Annotated in this window: 20 protein-coding genes and 2 pseudogenes; 9 read left to right on the plus strand and 13 right to left on the minus strand. The window is 45.1% G+C overall.

Annotation, left to right across the window (positions count from 1 at the left end; translation table 11 throughout):
• Positions 1-2: 2 nt before the first annotated feature.
• Both A9236_RS03110 and A9236_RS03115 read right to left on the minus strand, forming a co-directional pair.
• Complete coding sequence (locus A9236_RS03110) at positions 3-722, minus strand: ATP-binding cassette domain-containing protein (RefSeq protein WP_071465397.1); 720 nt, start codon at positions 720-722, stop codon at positions 3-5.
• On the minus strand, positions 715-1410 hold the full coding sequence (locus A9236_RS03115; protein WP_071465398.1) for an ABC transporter permease: 696 nt from the start codon (positions 1408-1410) through the stop codon (positions 715-717). The genes A9236_RS03110 and A9236_RS03115 overlap by 8 nt, the downstream gene beginning before the upstream one ends.
• Before the next feature lie 67 nt (positions 1411-1477).
• Between A9236_RS03115 and A9236_RS10965 the strand changes: the two genes are divergently transcribed.
• From A9236_RS10965 to cls, 4 genes are read left to right on the plus strand one after another with little or no spacing between them, the layout of a single operon-like run.
• Complete coding sequence (locus tag A9236_RS10965) at positions 1478-1678, plus strand: hypothetical protein (protein ID WP_071465399.1); 201 nt, start codon at positions 1478-1480, stop codon at positions 1676-1678.
• The gene (locus tag A9236_RS03120) at positions 1678-2430 is read left to right on the plus strand and encodes an endonuclease/exonuclease/phosphatase family protein (RefSeq protein WP_083393476.1); all 753 of its coding nucleotides are present in this window, start codon (positions 1678-1680) and stop codon (positions 2428-2430) included. Before A9236_RS10965 ends, A9236_RS03120 begins: the two co-directional genes overlap by 1 nt.
• A complete protein-coding gene (locus A9236_RS11255) occupies positions 2427-2858 on the plus strand; it encodes a hypothetical protein (RefSeq protein WP_236638681.1) in 432 nt (143 codons plus the stop codon). The genes A9236_RS03120 and A9236_RS11255 overlap by 4 nt, the downstream gene beginning before the upstream one ends.
• Positions 2859-2883: 25 nt before the next feature.
• Positions 2884-3906: a cardiolipin synthase gene (gene cls, locus A9236_RS03125; protein WP_236638682.1), complete on the plus strand. Its 1023-nt coding sequence runs from the start codon at positions 2884-2886 to the stop codon at positions 3904-3906.
• Here the strand turns inward: cls and A9236_RS03130 are convergent.
• Both A9236_RS03130 and A9236_RS03135 read right to left on the minus strand, forming a co-directional pair.
• Positions 3903-5087 (minus strand): CaiB/BaiF CoA-transferase family protein, encoded by a 1185-nt coding sequence (locus A9236_RS03130; protein ID WP_071465401.1) that lies wholly within the window; start codon positions 5085-5087, stop codon positions 3903-3905. The two genes, cls and A9236_RS03130, sit on opposite strands and share 4 nt — an antisense overlap.
• 21 nt (positions 5088-5108) lie before the next feature.
• Positions 5109-6279: pseudogene (locus tag A9236_RS03135) on the minus strand (acyl-CoA dehydrogenase family protein).
• Positions 6280-6436: 157 nt separating this feature from the next.
• Between A9236_RS03135 and A9236_RS03140 the strand changes: the two are divergent.
• Positions 6437-6940 carry a YqaA family protein gene (locus tag A9236_RS03140; RefSeq protein ID WP_071465403.1) on the plus strand — a complete coding sequence of 168 codons (504 nt, stop codon included), beginning with the start codon at positions 6437-6439 and terminating at the stop codon, positions 6938-6940.
• A 52-nt stretch (positions 6941-6992) separates the two neighbouring features.
• Positions 6993-7771, plus strand: a pseudogene (locus tag A9236_RS03145) (3-hydroxybutyrate dehydrogenase).
• A 53-nt stretch (positions 7772-7824) separates the two neighbouring features.
• Here the strand turns inward: A9236_RS03145 and A9236_RS03150 are convergent.
• Positions 7825-8805, minus strand: coding sequence for a tripartite tricarboxylate transporter substrate binding protein (locus tag A9236_RS03150; RefSeq protein WP_071465405.1), 981 nt, complete (start codon positions 8803-8805; stop codon positions 7825-7827).
• Between the two features lie 155 nt (positions 8806-8960).
• Here A9236_RS03150 and A9236_RS03155 point away from each other — a divergent pair, with 155 nt between their 5' ends.
• A complete protein-coding gene (locus A9236_RS03155) occupies positions 8961-9554 on the plus strand; it encodes a urate hydroxylase PuuD (RefSeq protein WP_071465406.1) in 594 nt (197 codons plus the stop codon).
• Positions 9555-9627: 73 nt separating this feature from the next.
• Here the strand turns inward: A9236_RS03155 and A9236_RS03160 are convergent, their stop codons facing one another.
• The 3 genes from A9236_RS03160 to A9236_RS03170 all read right to left on the minus strand — a co-directional run bounded on the left by A9236_RS03160 (position 9628) and on the right by A9236_RS03170 (position 11562).
• The gene (locus tag A9236_RS03160; RefSeq protein WP_071465407.1) at positions 9628-10797 is read right to left on the minus strand and encodes an NAD(P)/FAD-dependent oxidoreductase; all 1170 of its coding nucleotides are present in this window, start codon (positions 10795-10797) and stop codon (positions 9628-9630) included.
• A gap of 49 nt (positions 10798-10846) precedes the next feature.
• A complete protein-coding gene (locus A9236_RS03165) occupies positions 10847-11014 on the minus strand; it encodes a rubredoxin (RefSeq protein WP_071465408.1) in 168 nt (55 codons plus the stop codon).
• A 62-nt stretch (positions 11015-11076) separates the two neighbouring features.
• Positions 11077-11562 carry a rubrerythrin family protein gene (locus tag A9236_RS03170; protein WP_071465409.1) on the minus strand — a complete coding sequence of 162 codons (486 nt, stop codon included), beginning with the start codon at positions 11560-11562 and terminating at the stop codon, positions 11077-11079.
• 155 nt (positions 11563-11717) lie between these two features.
• On the opposite strand from A9236_RS03170, the gene A9236_RS03175 reads away from it, so the two are divergent.
• Positions 11718-12641 carry a hydrogen peroxide-inducible genes activator gene (locus tag A9236_RS03175; RefSeq protein WP_071465410.1) on the plus strand — a complete coding sequence of 308 codons (924 nt, stop codon included), beginning with the start codon at positions 11718-11720 and terminating at the stop codon, positions 12639-12641.
• A 90-nt stretch (positions 12642-12731) separates the two neighbouring features.
• Entirely contained in the window at positions 12732-13832 is a 1101-nt protein-coding gene (locus tag A9236_RS03180; protein WP_071465411.1) for an alkene reductase, read from the plus strand.
• Positions 13833-13884: 52 nt separating this feature from the next.
• Here A9236_RS03180 and A9236_RS11145 read toward each other — a convergent pair whose 3' ends face one another.
• The 5 genes from A9236_RS11145 to A9236_RS03200 all read right to left on the minus strand — a co-directional run bounded on the left by A9236_RS11145 (position 13885) and on the right by A9236_RS03200 (position 16859).
• Entirely contained in the window at positions 13885-14061 is a 177-nt protein-coding gene (locus A9236_RS11145) for a hypothetical protein (RefSeq protein WP_201721708.1), read from the minus strand.
• 17 nt (positions 14062-14078) lie between these two features.
• Positions 14079-14621, minus strand: a complete 543-nt coding sequence (locus A9236_RS03185; protein ID WP_071465412.1) for a cytochrome b — start codon at positions 14619-14621, stop codon at positions 14079-14081.
• 76 nt (positions 14622-14697) lie between these two features.
• Positions 14698-14889: a hypothetical protein gene (locus A9236_RS03190; RefSeq protein ID WP_071465413.1), complete on the minus strand. Its 192-nt coding sequence runs from the start codon at positions 14887-14889 to the stop codon at positions 14698-14700.
• A 23-nt stretch (positions 14890-14912) separates the two neighbouring features.
• Entirely contained in the window at positions 14913-15629 is a 717-nt protein-coding gene (locus tag A9236_RS03195; protein WP_201721709.1) for a hypothetical protein, read from the minus strand.
• Positions 15630-15713: 84 nt separating this feature from the next.
• Positions 15714-16859: an alpha-hydroxy acid oxidase gene (locus A9236_RS03200; protein WP_071465415.1), complete on the minus strand. Its 1146-nt coding sequence runs from the start codon at positions 16857-16859 to the stop codon at positions 15714-15716.
• Positions 16860-16942 lie beyond the last annotated feature (83 nt).

Here is a 16942-nt window from a genome sequence, read left to right on the forward strand (position 1 = left end):
TATTAGTCTACTAGCAGCTCTTGTTGTAAGTATCGTTTTGCTGCAGTTGTTTGTGTATTAGAAAAGAAGGGACCTACGGGTCCTTTTTCTTTTATCTCGCCCTGATCAATAAAGAGAATATATTCCGCAAGTCTTTGTACTTGCGCCAGTTGATGGGATGAAAAAATAACATCAGCCCCTTCTTGATTGAACTCACGAATCATTTTTTCAACTTGCTCAGTTGCATTGGGGTCAAGGTTTGCAGTGGGCTCATCTAACAATACTAAATTGGGTTTTTGCAAAAGCGCTCTACCAAAACAGAGCTTCTGCCTCTCTCCAGCTGATAATTTATGTGCTGGACTTGCAGCAAGAGACTGCAATCCAACGCGTTCAATCACTCGATCAATATCACTTACTGTAAGTGAAGGATCCACATCTTTTACTAAACTCAGATTAGCTCTAGCTGAGGCCTTGAGCATGGGAGTGTGATGCAAAACTAGGGCGGTCTTTGCTGTAAAAGAATAAGAGATGCTTCCTGTGTCTGGTGTAATTAAGCCATTGAGAAGTTTGAGTAGGGTGGTCTTGCCAGCACCATTGGGGCCTATGCAAGCCGTAATGCGGTCTGCTGGAATGATGGCGTGGGGAATATTAAGGATTGTTTTGCCATGACTTTGAACGGTAATATTTTTGAGTTCAATGAACTTGCTAAATTGCTCTTGTACGTTGTTGCTAGAGTTAACCATAGCGGTACTCCGCAATCTGCCGAACGACAAAAGTGATGATGTTAGCGATTAACACGATTGCTAGCAAAACAATACCGAGAGCAAGTGCTAGGGGTAAATCACCCTTACTGGTTTCTAATGCAATAGCTGTTGTCATTGTTCTGGTGGAATGATCAATATTTCCACCCACAATCATTACTGCGCCCACCTCTGAAATAGCCCTGGCAAGACCGGCAAGTATGGCGATAGTGAGGGAAAAGCGACAGTCCCAAATAAGCCATTTATAACGAGAAATTGCAGGGAGACGCAGACTCAAAAAGGAATCCCTATGAATTTTCCAGGAGTCTTCCAGAATCTGACGGCTCAGGGCGGCAATTAAGGGGGTGGTAAGCAAGATTTGGGCAAGGATCATACCCTTGACAGTAAATAGCCAGCCCCAGGCTCCTAGAGGGCCTGTACGAGACAGTAGTAGATATATAAGTACACCCACAATCACCGTCGGCACCCCCATTAAGGTATTGAGGGTCACAATAATCGTCTTTTTCCCCTTAAATTGCTCTGTAGCTAGGAGTGCCCCAATAGGCAATCCCAGAAGGGTTCCAAAGAACAAAGCCGTCAGACTGACTTGGAGCGAGACAAGAACGATCCCAATTACACCCTCATTTAAATGGGCAAGCAGGTTAATGGCGTCTTGAAAAGCGTTCAACATGTATTCGATTCTATCAAGGCGATGGCAAAATGGTCTTAATGAGACCAACCCCTTTAATTGTTGACCTATGGCTGAAGTAGTTTGCCTCTGTAACGAGGTCCTTGATCTTGACCTGCGTGAGTATTTGGATAGTCATTCCATCAATTCTATTGATGAGTTGAGGGAGCAAGCCTCAATCTGTAATAAATGTATGCAGTGCCAAGAATTGGTGGAGAGCGAAATTTATATGGCGCGCATTCGACGCCAGAGTGCAGCAGGGCAGCCTTAATGTCAACGGGTAAGGGTATGCGCTTCACCGTCATGAGCATGAATGTACATAAAGGAATGTCGCCTTTGCATCGCTATTCCACAATTCATCAACTACGCCAAAGGATGAGAAGCCATCATCCCGATCTATTATTTCTGCAAGAGCTACAGCAAGAACATCGAGGTAGGGCTAGACGATTTAGCTCATGGCCACTTACTGAGTTAACCCACTTTTTTTCTGAAGATTTTTGGCATGACTGGCATTACGGAAAAAACGTAGAGTATCCAGATGGCCATCATGGCAATGCCATTCTTTCTAAGCATCCTCTGCACAAGGGTCAGAATTACGATATTTCTGCATATCGCTTTGAAAAGCGAGGGCTATTACATAGCATGATTCAACTCGACGAACTCAGACCAGCCATTCATTGTTTCTGTGTGCATCTTGCTCTATTTGAGCGAGGAAGGGAGCGTCAATTGGATGAGATCATTCATCATATTGATGTATTAACTAATGGCGCTCCGACCATTGTTGCTGGCGACTTTAATGATTGGCGCAATCGCGTTAGTGCCCCCATGCAAGAAGCAGGCTTTAAAGAGGTTTTTGAGGTATTAACTGGTGCACCCGCAAGAACATTTCCTAGTGTTAAGCCTCTGCTACCCATGGATCGTATTTATGTGCGAGGTATCAAAATCCATTCTGCTGAAATTTTGTATGAATGGCTTAAATTATCGGATCACCTAGGTATTACTGCTGAATTGGAGTTGCTATGAATGATTTATTAAGCTTTTTTACCAACACGCACTCTGAGCTCGATTTGAGATTGATTTTATTGGCTCACTTCTTGTTGGTTACGTATTTTATTTTCGTAATTATCTCTGTAAGAAGGCCGGTTGGCGTAGCTTTTGCATGGATATTCATTGTGATGACATTTCCTCTGCTGGGGATTGGTTTATATGTTTTGATTGGTGAGCGTCCGGTTGGAAGGGCTTTGACTCGAAAAATTATTCGTATGAACCGTGAATACGAGAGTATTACGAAGCTCATGAGGCAGCAATTTATTGGCGATAGAGAAAAGTTGCCGCTTGAAGGAAGGGCCTTAAGTCTCCTAGCAGAATCTAAGAATGGATCTCCTGTAATTGCCGGAAATAAGATTGAATTGCATACGGATTCATTAAAAAATCTTACAAAATTTTGTTGATGAAATTAACCAAGCTAAAAAAAGTTTGCACTTAGAGTTTTATATCTGGGCTATAGGCGGTGATGCGGATCGGGTATGCGAGGCCTTGATAGCGGCGGCTCAGCGTGGTGTAGCATGCCGCGTTTTATTGGATTCACTGGGAAGTAAAGATTGGTTTAAGTCTTCTTGGCCTGCACGTTTCAGAAATGCAGGCATACAAGTAACTGAAGCCCTGCCAATCCAGATAGGTCGCTTCCAGTTCAGGCGCGCTGATTTGCGCTTGCATCGAAAGATATTCGTGATTGATGGCGCTGTTGTGTGGACTGGAAGCATGAACTTGGTTGATCCGCGAACCTTTAAGCAGGACTCTGGGGTAGGTGAGTGGGTAGATGCCATGGTGCGCATTGAAGGCCCTGTTGCATCCCAGTTTGAACTCACTTTTTCTTTTGACTGGAGTGTTGATAATCCTAAGATTACCCACTTCAACGATCGCGAGCCGCCAGTCTCACCACATGAAGGCGGCGTTTTAGCGCAAGAGTTTTCATCTGGCCCGGTGTATCGAGACGATATTCTTTATCAAGTGCTGTTGTCAGCCATGATGGATGCGCGCGATGAGTTAACCATTACTACCCCTTACTTTGGTCCTGATGATGGCTTGCTCCAGGCCTTGATGGCGGCGGCTGCCCGCGGTGTAAAAGTGACCTTGATTGTTCCCAAGTTGAATGATTCAAAATTAGTTGCCTGGAGTAGTAGAAGCTTCTATAGCGACCTATTGAATGCGGGCGTGAGGATTGCCGAGTTTCATGGAGGCTTGCTGCACACCAAGAGCCTGTTAATTGATAAGAGAATTACTATATTTGGCTCAGTTAATTTTGATCAACGCAGTCTGCGCCTGAACTTTGAGATAAGCCTGATTGTTTACAGCGATGATTTTTGCGCTAAGCTAGAAAAATTGATTGAATCTTATTTGGCGCAATCTGATTTTGTAGATTTGAAAGTTTGGGAAAAACGACCCCGTTGGCATCACTATTTAGAGAATGCTGCCCATCTCACCTCGCCACTACTTTAGACCGCACCACTCGAACGCATACTGATGATCTCTGCATCAGTTATTCCCAGCTCCCGAAGAATGGAATCAGTATGCTGACCTACTGCTGGAATAGGATCCATGCGATAAGCGTAGCTATCATTCAAGCCCGGTGGTAGCAGTGCCGAAATTCTGCCATTTGGTGTGTCTACTTCAGTCCAGCGATTGCGGGCCTTCAGTTGCTCGTGCTTCCAAAGCCCCGCCATATCATTAAGGTGGGCGTTTGCAATTTGCGCCTTCTCTAATCTTGCAATCAGTTGCTCAGATGTCAACTTGCTAAAGCAGGCATTAATAATTTCAAGTAGTTCAGAGCGTTTTTCATTGCGCTTGAAATTTTTATCAAAGCGTTCATCTTTGGCAAGGTCTGGATTTTCTAGAGCGATTTCGCAGAACTGTATCCATTCACGTTCGTTTTGAAGACCTAGCATGACGGTTTTGCCATCACCTGCTTTGAAGGGGCCGTAAGGATATATCGTTGCATGAGAAGCGCCATTTCTAGAGGGCGCATCAGCACCATCGTAGGCGTAATACAAGGGAAAGCTCATCCACTCGCCTAATGATTCAAGCATAGAAACATCAATCACTGAGCCTTTGCCTGTTTTGCCGCGCTGCAATAGGGCCGCCAGGATATTGGTATACGCATACATTCCTGCTGCAATATCAGCAATGGAGTTACCCGCCTTGCTAGGAGTCTCTGGTGTACCGGTTACCGAAAGAAATCCTGCCTCACTCTGGATGAGTAAATCGTAGGCTTTCTTATCGCGATAGGGGCCATTGTTGCCATATCCAGAGATATCGCACAAGATCAATTGCGGATTTTCTTGATGAAGTAATTCGGCAGTCAGACCCATGCGTGCTGCAGCACCAGGCGCTAAATTTTGTACCAACACATCCGCTGTTTTAAGAAGTGTTTTTAGGGCCGTAAGGGCTGCTGGCTGCTTTAAATCTAGCGTCAAGCTTTCTTTGGAGCGATTGACCCAAACGAAATGCGAGGAAAGATCTTTGACTTGCTTGTCGTAGGCTCTTGCAAAATCACCACTACCTGGACGTTCAACTTTAATAACCCGAGCGCCCAGATCGGCTAGTTGACGGGTGCAAAAAGGGGCGGCAATGGCATGCTCAAGAGAAACTACGGTAATGCCATCTAGCGGGCGAATACTCATATTCAATATCTATCTGGAAAATTAGAAGGATCTTGGTAGACCAAGAATATGCTCAGCCACGTAGGAGTAGATGAGGTTGGTAGAGATGGGAGCTACTTGATAAAGACGCGTCTCTCTAAACTTTCGCTCGACATCATATTCATTAGCAAAACCAAATCCACCATGGGTCTGTAGGCAAACATTAGCAGCCTCCCACGATGCTTTTGCAGCCAAGAATTTGGCCATATTAGCTTCGGGACCACAGGGCAGTTGTTGATCAAATAATTCACAAGCTTTAAAGCGCATGAGATTGGCTGCTTCAGTTTCAATATAACTATCTGCAATCGGAAACTGAATGCCTTGATTTTTACCAATCGGGCGATCAAAAACTACGCGATCATTGGCATAACGTCTAGCGCGATCAATAAACCAGTAAGCATCGCCAATACATTCAGCGGCAATGAGGACACGCTCTGCGTTGAGGCCATCTAGGATGTATTTAAAACCCAGACCTTCCGTGCCGATTAAATTTTCCGCTGGGATTTCTAGGTTGTCGAAGAAAACTTCATTCGTTTCATGATTCACCATATTGGCAATAGGCCTCACTTCCATGCCCTTGCCAATTGCATCGGCGAGGTTAACGATAAAGATCGACATGCCTTCTGATTTGCGTTGCACTTCATTAATAGGGGTTGTACGCGCTAAGAGAATCATCAAATCTGAATGCTGAATACGAGAGATCCAAACCTTTTGGCCATTCACTACATACTTGTCACCTTTTTTTGACGGCAGTAGTTTTGAGTTTGGTTGTATCTGTGCCTGTAGTTGGCTCAGTGACTGCCATGCTTTGCAAGCGCAGCTCACCAGAAGCAATCTTTGGAAGATACATTTTCTTTTGAGCTTCAGAGCCATGGCGAAGCAATGTACCCATGTTGTACATCTGTCCATGACATGAGCCAGAGTTGCCCCCAGAAAAATTAATTTCTTCCATGATTACTGAGGCTTCTGCCAATCCCAATCCAGAGCCACCATACTCCTCCGGAATGAGTGCAGCTAGCCAGCCTGCCTCAGTCATCGCTTTTACGAAGGCATCAGGATAGCTACGTTCATGATCAATCTTTTGCCAATAGGCTGAATCAAAGCTATTGCAAAGGTCACGCAATGCTTCGCGCATATCTTGGTATTGATCCGGCTTAGGTATGGGGTGATTCATGAATATCTCGTTTAGTAGGATTTACGCTGATTTTTGCGCTTAAGGCACTAGTTTAAGCAAGATTTGAAAATCCTGGAGATTGGGTAAAACAGGGCAAAATAGCTTCAGTAGGGTTCAGGGAACCCTCAGAAAGTTATGGATAAAGGGTGAGTATTTAATGGATCAAGCCTTACAGCATTTTTTTGGATGGTTTGGTATGCCCTCAGTGGGTTTGCCAGCAGTATTTATCAGCTCTTTTGTTTCGGCAACACTCCTTCCAGTTGGTTCAGAGCCCATACTTTTTGGGTACATCTCGCTAAATCCGCAGCTCTATTGGGTTGCAATTCTGGTGGCAACTGTTGGCAACACCCTTGGAGGCATGTTCGATTGGTGGCTTGGCCTCATTGCCCGAAGAAGCATGAAATCCGTTGGCGAGCCAAAAGATTCTCGCCTCAAGGATTGGCTGGAGGCCTGGGGCCCCAAGATTTTGCTCCTCTCATGGTTGCCAGGTTTTGGTGATCCCTTATGTCTTGCGGCTGGATGGTTGAGGCTCGCATGGCAGCCATGTCTGATATATATGTTTTTTGGCAAGCTTGTCCGTTACCTCACGCTAACCTGGTTATTGACTCTGGTGCCAGATAGTTTTTGGCACCAATTAGGCCATTGGTTGCATCTTATTTAGAGCCACTCGTTGTATCCTATATTTTTATTTCTTCATTCTTGAGAGCACTGATATGTCTTCTTTAAAAGGTAAAACAGCCCTAGTTACAGGATCCACTAGACGGTATTGGTCTGGGTATGGCAATTGCTTTGGCAAAGCAGGGCGCCAACATCATGGTTAATGGCTTTGGTGAAAAAGAAGAAGCATTGGCAAAGATTAAGGCTTGTGGCGTGGAAGTGGATTACCACGGCGCTGATATGAGTAAACCTGCTGAGATCAAAGATCTGATTGAGCAAACTGAAAAAACGTTTTGGTTCATTGGATATTTTGATTAATAACGCCGGTATTCAGTACATAGCAAATATTGAAGACTTCCCAACTGATAAGTGGGATGCCATCATTGCTATTAATTTAAGTTCTGCATTCCATACAACCCATCACGCGCTCCCAGGGATGAAAAAACGTAACTGGGGTCGCATTATTAATATTGCTTCCGTTCATGGTTTAGTAGCTTCTACACAAAAAGCAGCTTATGTTGCTGCCAAGCATGGCATCGTTGGCTTGACTAAGGTAACCGCTCTTGAAAATGCACGTACCGGAATTACTTGTAACGCCATTTGCCCTGGATGGGTTCTAACTCCCTTGGTACAAAAGCAGGTAGATGCCCGCGCTGAGCGTGATGGTGTTTCTAACGAGGTTGCCAAGAGTGCCTTGGTTTCAGAGAAGCAACCTTCCGGCGAGTTTGTCTCGCCTGAGCAATTAGCTGCGTTAGCGGTATTTCTTTGCGGCCCTGATGCCTCAGAGGTTCGTGGGGTCGCTTGGAATATGGATGGTGGCTGGACTGCTCAGTAGTAAAAGTAATTACTGAGAAGGCAATTCAGGAAAAACAATAACCGCTGAATCATTTATTCAGCGGTTATTTTTCTATCTGCAATAATTTTTCCCCAAGTAGCGGATTGACTAGCGATGTACTTCGCCAAATCTTCGCGACTTCCAGGGTTGGGTGTGAGGCCATGTTCTGCTAACTGTGCATTCGTGGTTTTGTCTTTCAGGACCGCCACCAAGGCTTTGTTCCACTTTTCCAAAATAATGTCCGGTGTTTTCCCAGGCGCCACAAATGCATACCAATTGCTGGCATCAAACCCAGGATAGCCAGACTCTGCAATCGTTGGGACATTCGGCAATGTTGGGGCGCGCTTTAAACCTGTTGTTGCAATAGGGATGAGCTTGCCGTTTTTAATGTAGGGATCGGCGGTTGCTAGAGCGGAATAATAGGATGAAACTCTGCCGCCTAGGAGGTCCACCATAGCGGGGCTGCCACCTTTGTAGGGGACATGTACGGTATCAATATCAGCACGTACGTTCAATAGTTCGCCTTGTAAATGGGATGCTGAGCCGCTACCTGTTGATGCAAAGGTAATCTTGCCTGGGTTCTTTTTAGCAAGAGCAATATATTCTTTGAAATTCTTGACCCCTAACTCTGGAATCACCACTAAGACATTTGGGAAGGTGACTCCCATCGTTAGTGGTGCTAAATCTTTCTGAGGATCATAAGGGAGCTTCATCAGATGTGGGGCAATTGATAATGGACCAATTGAGCCAAACAGAATGACAGATCCATCCGCAGGTGCTGTAGCGGTATAGGTATGAGCAATATTGCCGCCGGCACCGGGCTTGTTATCAACGATGACGTTTTGCCCTAAATCTTCACTCAGCTTTTTGGCGATGATGCGCGCTGCACTATCTGCTGAGCCTCCTGCTGAGAAACCAACCACCATCGTGATGGTCTTCTTGGGTGGGAATTCTTGAGCTTGGGCGCTAAGGGAGCATCCCAAGATTGCTATGAGGGCGCAATTGAGTGACTTGAGGAAAAGCGAGGTAGGCATAGACTGTCTCTTTTGGCTTATTGTTTTTTCTAATTTTGCCCTCTAAAGCAGGCTAAGTCACTATTTTAAGTAAGAATTCTGGGATTTTGCCAAGTGGCACACATTTAGCGGAATCGTTTATAGTTACAACGCATTCTAATAAAGGAGATCTTCACATGGCTTCAATTTTGACCTCATTGGGACGCACAATCTTTGCAGGTTTTGTGCTTCTCGTTTTAATTATTCTCGCTTTGGGCGGTAATTTTAGTTCTGCTGAATTGCCATTCGTATTTCGCTATTTACACGTGATGTTTGGTGTGATGTGGATTGGTTTGCTTTGGTACTTCAACTTTGTGCAAATTCCCTCCATGCCAAAAATCCCTGATGAACAAAAACCAGCTATCGGTAAAGTGATTGCTCCAGCAGCATTGTTCTGGTTCCGTTATGCAGCATTGTTTACAGTATTGACAGGTTTGATCGTCGCAACATTGAATGGTTATGCGCATCAAGCATTCACTTTGCAAGCACCATTCCGTGCAATCGGTCTAGGCATGTGGATTGCTTTGATAATGGCTTTCAACGTTTGGTTCATTATTTGGCCTAACCAGAAACGTGCTCTTGGTATCGTGGCTGTTGAGGCTGATGTAAAAGCTAAATCTGCTCGCGTTGCAATGTTGACATCCCGTTTGAACACATTACTTTCTATTCCAATGTTGTTCTTGATGGTTGCTCAATCACACAACACTACTTGGTTCGTGATTGTTTCTTAATCACACCTAAGGCATTAAAGAAAAGGCCCGCACTTGCGGGCCTTTTGTTTGCCGAGAATATATTGAAAGGGTTTTAAGCCAGGATGGGCGGCAGCTCTTTCGTCAGGGCCCCCCGTTGTGCTGTTGCTGTACCCATTAAAACAAAGCCCAACAGCTTGCCATCATTGGATTCAAAACGTGCCTCTAGCCCACCATCAACTGGCGTTGATTTCCATTGACCAACAGCACCCTTAGCTGGCGGAGAAACTACGGTTGCTAATGCAGGTGTTTTCACCATTACAGGCATCGCGGGATAGGTGAGGGCGGTGGGTTTTCCGGTAAGCGTAACTGCTAATGCTCTAGCTGCTTGCATGATGGGCATGACATAGGGAAGAACAAGTCCCTCTACTTCAGCGCAATCACCTAGTGCAAATACATCAGGTACGTTTGTTTCCAATTCACGGTTCACTTGAATCCCAACACCAGTGGCAATGCCTGCTGCTTTGGCAAGATCAAGTCTCGGTTTTAATCCTACTGCAGAGAGAACAACATCGCTGCTAATGCTTGCGCCATTCGCTAACGTAATATCGAGCTGATTCTGCTTGCGATCAATTGTCTGTACTGTAGTGTTGAAGTGCCAACGCACTCCCACAGCGCTAAGTCTTTCCTGCAAGTCATTTGCAGCAGCCTCAGGGATTAAGCGGCCTAGAGCTTGTGGCGCCAAGTCAATTACATCAACCTCAAAGCCGCCCAGAACGAGGTCATTGGCAAACTCGCAGCCAATCAAGCCCGCACCAAGAATTGCCACCTTCTTTTTGCCAGTAATAGCTGTCCGAAACTTTGCATAATCCTCAAGATCATTGACGGTCAAGACTTCATTAACCGCATTACCTAGCAAGGGAAGGCGAATTTGATCCGCACCTAATGCCAGAACTAATTTGCCGTAAGCAATTGCGCCTTTATTGGTGTTGATGACCTTAGAAGCATGCTCGATAGAGCTGACATCGGTTTCAGCTAGGATATTAATTTCTAATTGAGTAGCCATTCCATCTGCTGGCGTGGAAACCAATTGAGCTGCATCTTTCTTTCCAGCTAGTGCAGTGGAGAGCATCGGCTTGGAATAAAAGTATCCAGGCTCTCTCGTCACCAAAGTGATCGGAGTTTCTTTATCCAGTTTACGAATTTCACGTATGACAGTGTATCCAGCTAATCCGCTACCTATGATGACAATAGCGGATGAAGATTGAGATAAGTTTTGATCCAAAGCTGGGCTCCCTAGTAATGCATAAATACGTTAATTGGTATCGACTGGCTTAACCGATCTGAACCATTTCAAAGTCAGATTTCGCTACGCCACAATCTGGACATTCCCAATCTTCCGGGATATCAGCCCAAAGAGTGCCAGGTGCGATACCGTCTTCCGGTAAGCCTTTTGCTTCGTCATAAATGAAGCCACACACGATACATTGCCAAGATTTCATGTTAATTCCTTTAATAATTAATGTAAGTTTAAATTCAGTTCAGTTTTATTTCTTGCAAAGGCTTATTGAGCTGCAAATACTTTTGCCTTTTCTAAGGCTTGCTTGTAGTGATTGGCGTGACGCTCTTCCACATTAGCTAAGGCTGCAAAGCGCTTGGCCGCCTTAGTCAACAAGGCCTGAAACTGCTCAGCATGCACTTTAGACTCGGCAATTTGCTCGTCGATTTCTTGAATGGCAGCAGCATTACCTTCTTCCACAGCAGTTTTTCGGAACGATGGATACATTTCAGTGTATTCATAGGTTTCACCTTCAATCGCAATTTCTAATGCGCGTGCTGGCGAAATGGTGTTGGCAGGGTAAAGCAAATCTAAGTGACCAAATGCGTGCATCACCTCCTGATCTGCGGTCGCTTCAAAGATCTTTGCAGTTTCTTCATCTCCAGCAGCGCGGGCTAACTTTGCAAAATAGCGGTATTTAATGTGGGCCATGGATTCGCCTGCAAATGCGGACTCCAAGTTTTGGATGGTTTTGATTTCTGGACGTGCCATTTTCGATTCCTTTACTGATGTTTAAAAGTTTGTTGGGCTTGCAGATCCTGCTTGAATGCTTGCTCAACCATGTAATGGATTGTGGCCCTCATTACATAATCAGTCCAATGAATAATTATGCTACTATTTATCTAATTATTCGATAAGGAGGCATTATGGCCTATTTACCGTCATTAAAGCAGCTTAGTTACTTGGTAGCCCTGGCAAAGGAATTGAACTTTACCCGTGCAGCCCAATCCTGTTTTGTTGGCCAATCTACCCTCAGCGCCGGCTTAAAAGAATTAGAAGATGGCTTGGGCATCCAACTAGTGGAGCGTGATCGACAAAATGTATCGATTACTCCTGCAGGTTTAGAGGTGCTTGAACGCGCTAAAACAATTTTGACTGCATCCGAAGATTTGGTTGAGTATGCTGGCGCATCTGGTAAGCCGATGACAGCTACGATTCGTTTGGGAGTTATTCCTACGATTGCACCATTTTTATTGCCGACCGTATTGCCCGAGGTTCGTAAGCGATTCCCCAATCTCAAAATTACCCTGAGAGAAGACTTAACGGCAAACCTATTATCAAGAATTGCAGAGCATAAATTGGATTTCGCTTTGATTGCTTTGCCATATGATGTGAGTGGCCTACTTGTTGAAGAATTATTCAACGATGAGTTTTGGTTGGTTGCTCGAGCGGGTGATCCAGCACTTAAGGGCAAGGAAGTGATTTTGCCTGCCAAAATGGCTGAGCGACTGTTATTGTTGGAGGAGGGGCATTGTTTGCGTGAACATAGTTTGCAAGCATGCAAAAAAGCAGATATCCGCAAAGATGAGGGGATGGAGGCTACGAGCTTGCTGACCCTGCTACAGATGGTCGAATCCGGTTTTGGTATTGCATTGTTGCCTGAGATGGCCGTGAAAAGTAGTCTTCTAAATCATTCTGAGTTGGTTGCTAAGGCAATGGCATCGCCAGCGCCCAAAAGAGTGATTGCCTTGGTAGCAAGATCCTCTACTGCACATCTCGCAGAATTTGCGGCCTTGTCCGAATGCATTCGTGAGCGATTCGGAGTTAGCCTCAAAAGAGATCACAGTTAATCGGATTGCCCTTTCGAGGCTTCAAGCAAAACACGGCAAAACTTGTTAGAGTCACTCCAGTTGTTTCACTATTCACAAAGAAAGTATTTAATGTCCGGTAAAGAAATCATGTTCACTCCAGTTAAACTGGGTTCAATTCAGCTAAAGAATCGCCTTGTCATGGCGCCGCTTACTAGAATGCGCGCCATTGCTGGCGATGTACCTAATCCATTGGCTAAGACGTATTACGCACAACGCGCGAGTGCTGGACTGATCATTACAGAGGCAACCCAAATTTCACCTCTAGGTATGGGTTATCCAGCCACCCCTGGTATTTATTCAGCTGCGCAAACTGATGCCTGGAAAGAAATCGTTGATGCCGTGCATGCCAAGGGCGGGGCTATCGTTGCTCAGTTATGGCATGTGGGTCGCATCTCCCATTCCTCCTTACATCCAGAGCAAGGTTTGCCTGAGGCTCCCTCTGCGATTGCTGCTTCTGGTCAAACCTATGGTGCTGACTGGAAGCTGCATGACTATGAGACACCTAAAGCAATGAGCTTGGATGATATTGCGCGTCTACTCAAAGAGTTTGAGATGGCGGCAATGAATGCAAAAGCTGCAGGTTTTGATGGTATTGAAATTCATTCTGCAAACGGCTACTTATTAGATCAGTTCCTGCAAGACCATACTAACCAGCGTACTGATCAGTATGGTGGTTCGATTGAAAATCGATTGCGCTTATTGGGTGAAGTGATTGAGTCGGTAAGTAAAGTATTTCCAAGTGATCGGGTTGGCGTACGTCTTTCACCTTATGGGACATTTAACGATATGGCAGATAGCGACCCAGTTGCCCTATTTACTGCAGCAATCCATAAGTTAAATAGCTACAAGTTGGCCTATGTTCATATGATCGAGCCACGTTCCACCAGCGCTGGTGGGGGCGATCAAGTGTATGAAAATGCTCCGATTACATCAGAAATGTTCCGCAAGGCTTACCAAGGTCAATTTATTACCGCAGGTGGATACGACCAGGCGATGGGCGAAAAGGTTTTGGAAGAGGGTCTAGCGGATGCGGTAGCGTATGGTCGTCTGTATATCTCCAATCCAGATCTAGCTGAACGCTTCCAAAAGAATGCATCCCTTAATCCTTATAACCGCGCTACTTTTTATGGTGGTCAAGAGCTTGGTTACACCGATTACCCAACTCTCTAAAAGAACCGCAGTTAATAAATAGTAAAGGCCTCACCGCTTCGGCAGTGGGGCCTTATTTTTTATCTGTAGGATCGTTTAGCAAGTTGTAGTGATTGCCAATTAATATTAAAACAATGGAGAGACATCCCAGGGCAAAAAATTGCCATTGATGCAAAACTGCAGTGCCAACAACGGTCATGAGAGCTGTCCAACTGACTACTAGCTTGGCTTTTTTAGAAAGCGGCTTCATGGTGATATTTCCTCTATTTAGTTTGAAGTCTTGATTTTATTCAACATGCGACGTAGGGTAGCATCTTTTAGAATGTAGTGATGCCATAAGGCAGAGGCTGCATGAATGCCGATGAGGAAGTACAAGGCGTTACCAAGCCATTCGTGCGCTTCCTTAAAGATCTTCTTAATAGCCAGATTCGGAGTGATCAGCTCTGGCCAGACCCAACTGAAAAAATGAACTTCTTTACCGCCCGCCTGAAGAAAGACAAATCCCATAATGGGCAACGCTAGCAGCAGGACGTACAGTGCCCAGTGCATTGTTTTAGCGAAAATATTGAGAGCGCGATTAAGGTTCAAGGGCTCTGGAACTCCATAGATCCAGCGAGCAAGTAGGCGTAAAGCCATCGCGAAGAAAATGAGCTGCCCAAAAAGGCCGTGGATAGTTTTACATAGCTCGCGGGGTTCGCTGCCTTTAGGAAACTGACCTTTAAGTTCTATGACTCCAAGGGCGAGCACAACTAGAATAAAAATGAACCAGTGGAATACGATAGAAAGAGGGTGGTAGTGATTGCGCAACATACAGTGAATTTATAAAGATCAATTCACATGATAAAGATCTGAGTGGCAATGCTCCCTATAGGGCTAATTCAGAGTCTTAATTAGTCAGTCGAACTTTTGCGCTGAGTTCGCTGATAAGACCTCTTTTATCAAGCTGTGAAAGCCTGAGGGCCTCCACTTCAAAATCAAGCTGCCCAGGATGAAATTCATCATCATTCTGTAGGTGAATGACATAAGTCCAAACCAATTCACGTCCGCGGTTCTTAAACACATCTACAACACGTTTCATGATTACCGCCTATTTGGTAAAGCTTAATGGTTTGTCGAGGATGTATTGTTGAGATTCATCTTAGGAGTTAAATTTTGTTTGAGCGTCGTGAGATTGCGCGCTTCAATGCGAATCACGCCGCCTCTGGGGCTGTCGATATCTGCAATCAGAAAAAAGGAGACTGCGACCACAAAGGGGAAGATCATGAACAAGCCAACATTCCGCTTAAAGTTGCGCGCACCAAAGCCGACCAATATGTTCGCGCATACCGCAATCGCCGCCATCAAAGCCCAAGCGGGATAGGGGATGCGATTCCACCACGCCGCCTGCACATAGCCTTGGGAATTCAAAACATCATTCATTCCTGAGACTATTAAAGCGGTAGTCGCCCCTGGTTGCGATCTGGCGAATGGGAGTATTTCGTTCCACATTGCATTTTGTAGTTCATCGGTTTTTTGATGAATTTCTTCAATCTTTTCTTTGCTTTGTCTTGAATAGAAAAGGATGCGCTGGTCAAGGTACTGGTTGAGAAGATCCTTGGTTCTTGCAGAGGCTTTGCTTGGTAGAAGATCAGCTCGAAGATATTCAGTGCTAATCGCATTAGCCTCACCCTCTTCAAGGGTTTCTCGATTGTCATGGCGATCAATGGCCATGGAAAAGGTAAAGCCAATAATCAAGGCTAGCAATGTTAATGTTGCAGTTTGGATGACGCCAAGATCTTCTGAGGTTTCAGTATCTTTGGTGCGGTAGCGGCTTAGCACCGCGTTACCAAACCATACTGATAAAGCAAAGACTAGGAATGAAATTCCAAAGATAAGGGCCGGGTGGTTAAGAAGATAAGAAATTTAGAAGGTTCCTGGATAAAGAATATCTTTGGTTACATTTTGAATATCGCGATGACCTGTAAATGCCATGGTGATATCCATTTCATTATGAATAAGCTCCAAACACTTGGTAACGCCAGCTTCACCCATGGCACCCAAGCCATACAGGAAGGGGCGACCAATCATAGTGCCACGAGCACCCAAGGCCCAGGCTTTTAATACATCCTGACCTGATCGAATGCCGCCATCCATCCATACTTCAATATCTTTTCCGACAGCATCTACGATTCCTGGTAAAGCCTTGATACTTGAAATTGCGCCATCCAATTGACGACCGCCATGGTTGGAGACGATCAACGCATCTGCTCCAGAATTTGCAGCTAGGCGTGCATCACCTTCATCCAGAATGCCTTTAATAATGAGCTTGCCACCCCACAGTTTTTTAATCCACTCCACATCACCCCAGTTGAGACCTGGGTCAAACTGCTCTGCCGTCCAGGAGGACAGGGAAGACATATTGCCAACACCAGTAGCATGCCCAACGATATTGCGGAAGGTTCTGCGTGGAGTCATTGCCATACCAAGGCACCAACGCGGCTTGGTTGCCAAATTGATCATATTGGCGAGGGTCAATTTAGGCGGTGCTGATAAACCGTTCTTCAAATCTTTATGACGCTGCCCCAATATTTGTAAATCTAGAGTGAGAACTAATGCAGAGCATTTAGCAGCTTTAGCACGCTCAATCAGTCGCTCAATAAAGCCACGGTCTTTCATAACGTAGAGCTGAAACCAAAATGGTTTGGTGGTGCGTTCAGCAACATCTTCGATAGAGCAGATACTCATCGTAGATAGGCAGAAGGGGACACCAAATTTTTCAGCCGCTTTAGCTGCCAAGATTTCACCATCAGCGTGTTGCATACCAGTAAGACCGGTTGGGGCTAGTGCAACCGGCATTGCCACCTCTTGACCAACCATCGTAGTTTTGGTGGTGCGATTGGTCATATCAACCGCTACGCGTTGACGTAATTTAATCTTCTGAAAATCGGATTCATTAGCGCGATAAGTCGATTCGGTCCATGAGCCTGAATCTGCGTAGTCGTAAAACATCTTGGGGGTGCGCTTTTGGTGTAAAACTCTTAAGTCTTCGATATTGGTGATGATTGGCACAGTTAGTCCTTGTTCTATTGCTCTTTTAGATCGGCAGTTCTCTAATTAAGCTCTATCTTAGCAACACCGAGGATTTGTTTCTA

This window comes from Polynucleobacter sp. QLW-P1DATA-2 (assembly GCF_001870365.1).
Classification (GTDB): Bacteria; Pseudomonadota; Gammaproteobacteria; order Burkholderiales; family Burkholderiaceae; genus Polynucleobacter.

Bases quoted from the DNA above. Each gene is read 5' to 3' on its own strand.
- A9236_RS03110 (WP_071465397.1), bottom strand. From the start codon at position 722: ATGGTTAACTCTAGCAACAACGTACAAGAGCAATTTAGCAAGTTCATT.
- A9236_RS03115 (WP_071465398.1), bottom strand. From the start codon at position 1,410: ATGTTGAACGCTTTTCAAGACGCCATTAACCTGCTTGCCCATTTAAAT.
- A9236_RS10965 (WP_071465399.1), top strand. From the start codon at position 1,478: ATGGCTGAAGTAGTTTGCCTCTGTAACGAGGTCCTTGATCTTGACCTG.
- A9236_RS03120 (WP_083393476.1), top strand. From the start codon at position 1,678: ATGTCAACGGGTAAGGGTATGCGCTTCACCGTCATGAGCATGAATGTA.
- A9236_RS11255 (WP_236638681.1), top strand. From the start codon at position 2,427: ATGAATGATTTATTAAGCTTTTTTACCAACACGCACTCTGAGCTCGAT.
- A9236_RS03130 (WP_071465401.1), bottom strand. From the start codon at position 5,087: ATGAGTATTCGCCCGCTAGATGGCATTACCGTAGTTTCTCTTGAGCAT.
- A9236_RS03140 (WP_071465403.1), top strand. From the start codon at position 6,437: ATGGATCAAGCCTTACAGCATTTTTTTGGATGGTTTGGTATGCCCTCA.
- A9236_RS03150 (WP_071465405.1), bottom strand. From the start codon at position 8,805: ATGCCTACCTCGCTTTTCCTCAAGTCACTCAATTGCGCCCTCATAGCA.
- A9236_RS03155 (WP_071465406.1), top strand. From the start codon at position 8,961: ATGGCTTCAATTTTGACCTCATTGGGACGCACAATCTTTGCAGGTTTT.
- A9236_RS03165 (WP_071465408.1), bottom strand. From the start codon at position 11,014: ATGAAATCTTGGCAATGTATCGTGTGTGGCTTCATTTATGACGAAGCA.
- A9236_RS03170 (WP_071465409.1), bottom strand. From the start codon at position 11,562: ATGGCACGTCCAGAAATCAAAACCATCCAAAACTTGGAGTCCGCATTT.
- A9236_RS03175 (WP_071465410.1), top strand. From the start codon at position 11,718: ATGGCCTATTTACCGTCATTAAAGCAGCTTAGTTACTTGGTAGCCCTG.
- A9236_RS03180 (WP_071465411.1), top strand. From the start codon at position 12,732: ATGTCCGGTAAAGAAATCATGTTCACTCCAGTTAAACTGGGTTCAATT.
- A9236_RS11145 (WP_201721708.1), bottom strand. From the start codon at position 14,061: ATGAAGCCGCTTTCTAAAAAAGCCAAGCTAGTAGTCAGTTGGACAGCT.
- A9236_RS03185 (WP_071465412.1), bottom strand. From the start codon at position 14,621: ATGTTGCGCAATCACTACCACCCTCTTTCTATCGTATTCCACTGGTTC.
- A9236_RS03190 (WP_071465413.1), bottom strand. From the start codon at position 14,889: ATGAAACGTGTTGTAGATGTGTTTAAGAACCGCGGACGTGAATTGGTT.